7 protein-coding genes are annotated in these 7,624 nt (G+C 35.7%); 5 read left to right on the plus strand and 2 right to left on the minus strand.

The window, feature by feature from the left end; genetic code table 11:
* Window positions 1-466 precede the first annotated feature (466 nt).
* Entirely contained in the window at window positions 467-2,485 is a 2,019-nt protein-coding gene (locus JUJ52_RS12395; protein WP_205388822.1) for a penicillin-binding transpeptidase domain-containing protein, read from the minus strand.
* Window positions 2,486-2,595: 110 nt separating this feature from the next.
* Window positions 2,596-3,537, minus strand: coding sequence for an LCP family glycopolymer transferase (locus tag JUJ52_RS12400; protein ID WP_026682039.1), 942 nt, complete (start codon window positions 3,535-3,537; stop codon window positions 2,596-2,598).
* 781 nt (window positions 3,538-4,318) lie between these two features.
* Between JUJ52_RS12400 and JUJ52_RS12405 the strand changes: the two genes are divergently transcribed.
* From JUJ52_RS12405 to nagB, 5 genes are all read left to right on the plus strand, one after another.
* The gene (locus JUJ52_RS12405) at window positions 4,319-4,444 is read left to right on the plus strand and encodes an anti-repressor SinI family protein (RefSeq protein ID WP_121605940.1); all 126 of its coding nucleotides are present in this window, start codon (window positions 4,319-4,321) and stop codon (window positions 4,442-4,444) included.
* 71 nt (window positions 4,445-4,515) lie between these two features.
* On the plus strand, window positions 4,516-4,842 hold the full coding sequence (locus tag JUJ52_RS12410) for a helix-turn-helix domain-containing protein (protein ID WP_026682038.1): 327 nt from the start codon (window positions 4,516-4,518) through the stop codon (window positions 4,840-4,842).
* 397 nt (window positions 4,843-5,239) lie between these two features.
* Complete coding sequence (locus JUJ52_RS12415) at window positions 5,240-5,407, plus strand: hypothetical protein (protein ID WP_162986483.1); 168 nt, start codon at window positions 5,240-5,242, stop codon at window positions 5,405-5,407.
* Between the two features lie 263 nt (window positions 5,408-5,670).
* Window positions 5,671-6,864, plus strand: coding sequence for an N-acetylglucosamine-6-phosphate deacetylase (gene nagA, locus JUJ52_RS12420; protein WP_205388820.1), 1,194 nt, complete (start codon window positions 5,671-5,673; stop codon window positions 6,862-6,864).
* The gene (gene nagB, locus JUJ52_RS12425; RefSeq protein ID WP_026682036.1) at window positions 6,851-7,576 is read left to right on the plus strand and encodes a glucosamine-6-phosphate deaminase; all 726 of its coding nucleotides are present in this window, start codon (window positions 6,851-6,853) and stop codon (window positions 7,574-7,576) included. Before nagA ends, nagB begins: the two co-directional genes overlap by 14 nt.
* Window positions 7,577-7,624 lie beyond the last annotated feature (48 nt).

The following is a 7,624-nucleotide window of genomic DNA, read 5'->3' on the forward strand; positions in this document are numbered from 1 at the left end:
GTATCGAACTATTGTCCGTATACATAGCTATATCCGGATAGTGTTTGGGGTTTTTTGCTCCATGTTTGGAAGTGGTGCTTATTTCTACAGAAAGAAATAGATATAATGGTCAGGTAATCATAGCAGCGGAAGTATGGAGGACACATACAGATATGGTATTAGTCCGAAGATTAAAGGGCAAAGACGAAGTTCACTTAATCAGCGTTAACTGTGGCAATTTCTCCGGAAAGTACCTCCCATATTTATTAGTACAATGAAAGAATAACAGTATGATTCTGCTAAATATTTTCTGTCCAATCTCTTTCACTTTTATCCCATATATAACTGGCAGTAATCCCTCACTTCAAGCAAAAAAGAGAAACCAATATGGATTAGTGGGGGATCGACTGCCAGTAAATGTCGATTGATTCAAAGGCATTTAGGTCATACCCTTGTGGTACGAACAATCAGTAGGGAAACAAAACCTTTATTTCATTTTATTTAAGAGGTCCACTACCTTTTTAGTAGTGTAACCACTTCCGCCTCGTTCCTTTGTCTCTTCAATCATCATAGCAATGAGTATATCCTCAGATTCGGTGGGGTAACCAACAAACCAACCATTTTCCTCACCTGAACCTTCACTAGTTAGCTTTAACTCTGCTGTTCCTGTTTTTCCAGAAATAGGGATTGCGCTATTTTTTCCGTATTTCTTTGCTGTTCCATTTTGAACTACATCTCGCAAGTCATTTTTAATACGATTGACTTGTTCCGGTGATAGTAAATCTTCTTTCCAATATTGTGATGTATCTTCACTAGTTAAAAGTGTAGGCTTTATCATATTCCCTTCGTTTAAAAACACAGTATATGCTGCTGCTAAGTGAATTGAACTCATTTCTAACTCACCTTGCCCATAACTGGAATTTGCCAATAGAACTTCATCATCTAGTTTACCGGAAGATGAAATAGACGATGGAGTAATAGGGTATTCGTACGGCAGTTCTTCGCCAAATCCAAATGATTTTAGCCCTTTTTCATAGGCTTTGGCTCCCATTTCAACAGCTTGCATCGCAAAATAGATATTATCCGACCTAACTAACGCATCGTGTAAATCAACTGGACCGTTTGATGTGGACGCTCTTGTAACTTTATAATCACCCCATCCTTCACCATTACCCCAAGTTTTTCCTTTGATTTCTAAACCTTCATCTGGATCGATTGAGCCATTCTTTAAGCCAATTGCTGCTGTTATCGGTTTTAAAACCGAACCAGGAGCGAATGTTGAATAGAAACGATTTAATAGTGGATTTCTTTCGTCATTTTCAAGTTTCTCCCAGAGATTAGGTTCTGTTCCGTAAAGAATTTCGTTTGGATCAAAAGAAGGGCTACTAATTAATCCAAGCGTTTCACCTGTTTTCGGATGTATGATTGCTGCAGTTCCCATATCTCCATTAAAGGATTCATATACTTTTTCTTGAATATTAATATCGATGGTCAGTTTTATATTTTCTCCATTCTTTACAGCTGTTTCTGCAAGTACTTTTTCTTCTTCATTGTCGTTTGTAACTATAATTTTTATTCCTTTTTCCCCTCTTAACTGTTTTTCATATAACTCTTCAAGTCCGCGTTTGCCTATTACAGAATTAGCATCGTACGTACCAGGATCTTTTTCTTTCAGTTCTTCTGCTGTAATTTGTCCAATATACCCAACTAAAGAGCCAGTTGCTTCACCTCCAGGATACACACGGCCAGTAGATTCTTGTCTTGTAATACCATCAATTGCTACTAATTTATTCCAAAGTTCTTGATCTGTTTTTGCAATTTTGGCTATTGGAACAAATAAGTTTGGCTCCACCCAACTTGCGTTGAGAGATTCGTTTATTGATTCGACGGAGACACCTAGTAAATTTGCAATTTTTTTCTTGTTTTGTTCTGCTGATGCTCCTAGTTTTTCTGGGACAATCCCAATAGTATATATGGTGTCGTTCATAGCTAATGGCATGTCGTTTCGATCACGAATTTCCCCGCGGACTGGTGCTGTAGATGTAATACTAATTTCTCCGCCATCCTTTATTTCAGGAAAAATAAAACCAGGATCCCATGAAATATACCAGTTTTCTTCTTTATCTTCACCCTGTTGCACAAGTTCTGCTTTATAGTCAAAAGAAACCGGACCAGCAATCGTTTCCATGCTTACGTTAAAGGGAATGGTTGCTTTTCCTTGATCCATTGCTTTCTCAAGTGAATCTTTATCTAACTTATCAAATTCCACCTGCAATTTTGAGACATTTAAGTCCTCATAAATCTTTTTATAGCGATCAACAAATTGATCTGTTGGATATGTATCAGTAGTATCGGAGCTTAACATCTTATACATATCTGCAAATTCTTGTTTATTCCATTTTTCTAGGTATGAATTAAAACGATCATTTGGTGTAGCTTTGTCCGCTGAACATGCTGTAAGCAGTGCAATAAGCGTAACAAAAGCGATAACTATTGCTTTTCTCATCATTTCCCCCCTAATTATTATCTACTCTATCTTATGAACGAGAAGCAACATGGATGATTTAACCACCCATGTTGTTACGTTTCGTTAGGTATAGAAGTTTCCAACTTCATCTACTTTTCGTTCATATGTGCTTTAATTTCTGTTGTAATTCGATTGAATTCTGAGTCTGGAACAACATAGTACCACGTGTTATTAATACGTTGGCCGTTTCCGCTAATCTCCATTGAAGAAATATTTTTTCTCGTGCCACGATAATCAGAGAATAGTGTTTGCATTGCATCCATATTCAGGTTTGTTTTTACGTTGTCTCCAAGTATGTTAAGGATTTCGCCGACTTTAGTAATACTTGAAAAACTTGCTCCCTTATTTATAGCAGCCATAATAACTGCTCGTTGTCGTTCATTTCTACCTAGATCTCCTCTTGGGTCATTCTTTCGCATTCGGATATAAGATAAAGCTTCTTTACCATTTAATTGAATCTCGCCTGCTGGAAATTGTATTCCGCCTTGGGAAAATGCTGTATCGTTTGTAATGGTAACACCACCTATTGCATCGACACCCTGTTCAAAACCTTCCATATTCACTCTTGCATAATAGTGGACTGGGAGGTCAAAGTTTTCTTCTACTGTTTGAACAGATAGCTCAACATCACCAAATGCATAGGCATGGTTTATTTTATCTTTTCCTTTACCAGGTATTGTCACATACGTATCCCTAGGAATACTTAGCATTTTCATGGAATTGGTTTTCGGATTTAACGATAATAAGATCATTGTATCCGAGCGTCCTTTATCACCATCTCGTTCGTCTACTCCAAGTAATAAAATATTCACTGATTTTGTATCTTTGAAGATAGACTCTAATTCCTTTTTGCGATCTGGGTCATTATCTCGATTTAGTGGATTATGCATAGTTTCCACTGTATCTCCTAGTTTATTCCAAACATAGATAGAGAAGACACCGACTACCAGGATCAGTGCGAGGATAATCCCTCCTACCCAGAACAACCACTTTCGTTTTTTATGTTTCTTTTTTTCCACACGTGAGTTCACTTTAAATTCTCCTCAATACTAATTGTTTGATACAGCAAAGTTTGAAAATAATAACAATTCATTAGTAAATTATAACGAAAATAGTGAATTTCGTCTATGTTCTTATGTAATCTATCCGTCATTATATCGAAATTAAGGCGCATATTCATAGAGATAGCTGATTTGATCAAGGTATAAACGGCAGAGTAGCTATTTTATTCATTTATAAATTGGAATAATATATCGCACGAAGTTGTTCTTTATAATGAACAAATATTTAGTTAAATTAAGTAATACGTAGAAATAATAATAAAATAAAAGTAAAATTAAAATAAATTTAATAAATTACTATATTTAGCAGTTTAAAACATTTTTTAATTGTTTTATACTAATTATGTCGTTCGTTATAAAATACAGACGATGTTCTTCAGGTAAAGTTGTAATTAGATATATCATCGTCACAAAATCATACTTCTTCATTACATGCAATAACTTTAATGCTTTTGCCGTCTTTGCTCATATCCTTAAGAGGAGGGTGTCATTAATCCCAGGTGGGTTAAAAAATAATCTATCGACATAGTAGTCCAAAATTAATATACTCGCTTTTACAAAACTAGTTGTAATATGACAAAACAAGCTACGGAAATAAGTGTGAATTTATAGTATGATAGTCATACAGAGATAAATTTATACTACATAGAAAACCACGTATAAATTCACAGGAGCAAAGTCACGAATTAAACGATAAGCATTGTTGCAATGACTTAGCTGCTTTGGAAATTAATGGGGGTTGAATAAGTTGATGATTAAGCAAATTTCATTGGATTCAGAATGGGTTGATTTAATCAGACAGGCAAAAACATTAGGCATACCCTTAGAAGAAATTCGTGATTTTTTACATCAATCAGAGAATAAAAATAAAGTATGAATTACAGCAAACTATAAATAGAATAACTCACCTTACTTATGGTATAATTCCCATTGAAAGAAGGTGAGAACTTGATCGGTGAAAAAATTAAGAGTTTACGTACTGATAAGAAAATGTCTATCTCAGAATTAGCTGAAAAAGCCGGTGTTGCTAAATCTTATTTAAGTTCGATTGAACGTAATATACAGATTAATCCATCGATCCAGTTTATCGAAAAGATTAGCAAGGTATTAGGAGTTTCAGTCAATGAATTGATTCGAGATGAAAAAAAGAATGAACCTGAAGAATTGGATGAAGAATGGCTAAAAATCGTACAAGAAGCTATGGAATCAGGTGTTACGAAAGAACAATTTAAAGAGTATCTAGAATTCAATAAATGGAGAAGTAATAGACGTTAACCGTGAGCTTAAGCTAGCGGTTTTTATTTTGGGAATCGAAGTGAAATTTAAATTCTGTATTTCTATGATGTTTTTAAAGCTAAATCTACAGATTAGGGTGAATACATCTCAATCAAATAACATGAACGGTTGGAGACAGATTATAATTGCTTTACCTTTATTATTTCCATTTTTCCGAAGTTCTGCATATAATGAAGAGGGTAGTGTAGAAACATTTATCAACTTGACGGAATCAACCGACATTTAATGGTCAGAAAATAATGAATGAAAGCGAATGCTGTAGTAATGACGCTATTTTCTTTAAAGAAACGACATTGTTCGACAAATCCTCGTTTTATTTTATGTTATAGTTCTATGTATCTAGCAATTTATGTAAAAAAATAAGGGCGGGAACAAAATGGGTGAGCAAGAGAAATACAAGAACTTGCTAAAAAAAGTTATAAAGGAAACAGAAGATCATAAGATAAAATCATCCGAAGAGATGGTAAGAGCGCTAGTAAATGAGTTGGGAAATAGCAGTATGCCTAGTGCAGCTGGTGGAAAATCACAGTCTTTTGCAGAGTAATCAACATAGTAACAATTAACAAATATTGCGTATATTTCTCATAAAGCAGAAAGTGGGGCTATTTCAACATATAAGAAATGGTTCTGCTTTTTTGTGTTTTATGTGAAAGATTACCTTATCTTCAGCAAAATCCTACCAAAGTATGGTATGATGAAATTTGAGTTTTTAAGATAACATATTCGATAATTGATACTATCAGTTTTTACTTATATAAAATAGAAATACTGCGCAACCATAGTGAACGGAGAAAGGATGAATGCGAAATGGATCAAGACAATCCTATTTATATTAAGAATGCTACAATATATGCTGAGCAGGAAGTCATTGAAAATGGTGGTCTGCTACTTTCGCATGGGAAAATAGCAGGAATTTATTCTAAACAGGAACCAAAACAATTGCCAAAAGAGGTACAAGTAATTAATGGGGAAGGTTTAAATATAATACCTGGGTTTATTGATGGGCATATACATGGGGCTGCAGGTGCAGATGTTATGGACGCTACAGAAGAAGCCTTAGATACAATGGCTTCAACTCTTCCAAAAGAGGGAACCACCAGCTTCTTAGCGACCACGATCACACAATCTCCAGAACAAATTGAGCAGGCACTTATGAATGTGGCATCCTATAAAAATAAACCCGGTCAGTCAGACATTATCGGTGTTCATTTGGAAGGACCATTTATTGAAAAGGGAAAAGCCGGAGCACAGCCGCTTGAATATATTGTTAAGCCAGATGAGAAACTATTCAATAAATGGCAAAATCTTTCTGGAAATAATATTAAAACCATTACAATGGCACCTGAGCATGATCAAAATGGAAGCTTTATAAAAAGACTAACGAAAGCTGGAATTAATGTCTCAGCTGGGCATACAGATACAGATTATGCTGGAATTAAGCAAGCGGCAGCATACGGTGTAAGACAACTGACACATTTATGTAATGCAATGTCCGGTATCCACCATCGTGACATTGGTGTTGTAGGTGCTGCTTTTGAGTTGGAAGAATTACGGGCAGAGCTCATTGCAGACGGCATACACGTTGTACCTGAGATGCTGCAATTAATTTATCAAAATATGGGAAGTAGTAGGCTATTGCTCATAACTGACGCAATGCGAGCAAAGTGTCTCCCGCCAGGTAATTATGAACTTGGAGGGCAGCCTGTTAAGGTTTCTGAAGACCGTGCCTTGTTGGAGAATGGTACACTTGCTGGAAGTATCTTGAAAATGCATGAGGGAGCACAACAAATGCTAAGCATGAAAGATGTTTCTATTAAAAATATAGTGGAAATGACAGCGATGAATCCAGCAAAGCAGGTAGGAATGTTTAAGACAAAAGGTAGTATCTTAGACGGTAAGGATGCAGATATCCTAATCGTGGATGACCAGCTTTCTATTAAATACACGATTTGTCGAGGTGTAGTTGCTTTTGAAGGAGATGACGGAAATGGAACTAATTAAGGTAAAAGACTACAATGAAATGAGCAAGCGGGCTTGTTCATTCATTATAGAAAAAGTAAATAATATGGAGAAGCCTGTACTAGGCTTGGCGACAGGTTCAACTCCAGAAGGCTTATACCAAAATTTAATAGAAAAATATCAAAAGCAGGAAGTTACTTTTGATCACGTTCAAACCTTTAATTTGGATGAGTATGTTGGCCTGAAAAAGGACGATCCGAATAGTTATGATTACTATATGAATGAGAAATTATTTAAACATATAGGTATTCCGAGAGAGCAGACCCACTTACCAAGTGGAGATGCTGCTGACCTGAGTCAGGAAGCTTTGCAGTATGAATCACTAATTCAGGAAGCAGGTAATATTGATGTTCAAATTTTAGGTCTTGGTCTAAATGGACATATTGGATTTAATGAACCGGGTACGCAATTTAGTAGTCGTACACATATTGTACAATTAGATGAGTCAACCAGAAATGCAAACGCGCGATTCTTCCCAACAATTGAAGATGTTCCAAAACAAGCTATAACAATGGGAATAGATACGATTATGCAAAGTAAGATGATTGTATTACTCGTTTCTGGTGAAAAAAAAGCGAATGCTCTTTCTCAATTGATTGACGGAGAAGTAACAGAAGCATTTCCAGCTTCTATCTTACAAACCCATAGCAATGTTATGATTATTGCGGATCAGGCTGCTTGCTCGAAGCTATAATACGAGGCTGAGACAAAAGAATGAAGAAACAATAAAAAACGAACGATA

The organism is Virgibacillus sp. AGTR, assembly GCF_016919725.2.
Classification (GTDB): Bacteria; Bacillota; Bacilli; order Bacillales; family Amphibacillaceae; genus Virgibacillus; species Virgibacillus salarius.